1 protein-coding gene is annotated in these 727 nt (G+C 59.6%); it reads right to left on the minus strand.

The window, feature by feature from the left end; all coding sequences use genetic code 11:
• On the minus strand, positions 1 to 727 hold a 727-nt coding region (locus ACTHUM_RS16540; protein WP_440403499.1), incomplete at both ends, for a 3-deoxy-D-manno-octulosonic acid transferase.

The following is a 727-nucleotide window of genomic DNA, read 5'->3' on the forward strand; positions in this document are numbered from 1 at the left end:
GCAGGAGATGGGTTCGATGATGTTTTGGCAGCCGGCATCAACGAGGCTGCCGCCGACGAAGGCAATGTCTGCGCTGAGGTAGTAGGCGGCAAGTTCGCCCATGCTGTCGCCTATCCAAACTTGTGTATCGGGGGAAACGGGTTGTCCGTCGCTGCGTTTTTGGACGGTATAGCCAAGCGATTTGGCAGTATCGTAGGCCGTCTGAAAGTTTTCAGGGTGGCGCGGTACGATGACCAGCAAGGCATTGCCGCGGTAGCCCTGCCATGCTTTGAGGAGCAGCTCGGCTTCGTCTGTGCCTTTGTACACGCGCGTGCTGGCGCAGACGACGACGGCTCGTGCGCCGATGCGTTCTTTAAAGGCGACGGCAAGCGGGCGCGAGTCATCGGGGGGCGCGATGTCGTATTTGGTGTTGCCGCAAACGTGGACGTTGGATGCGCCGATGAGGTGCAGGCGTTCGGCATCGGCGGCGGTTTGGGCAAAGCAGCCGGAGAGGGTCTGCATGGCAGGCTCGACCAGCTTGCGGATTTTGAGGTAGCCGCGTTGGGATTTTTCGGAGAGGCGCGCGTTGGCCAAAAAGAGGGGAATGCCTGCTTCTTGGCAGCCGTGCATCAGGTTGGGCCAGATTTCGGTTTCCATCAAAATGCCGCAGATGGGGCGGTGTTCGGCTAAAAATCGGGCGACCCATTCGGATTTGTCGTAGGGTAGGTAACGGCATTGCGCATCAGGG

Source organism: Neisseria sp. P0021.S006 (genome assembly GCF_051956895.1).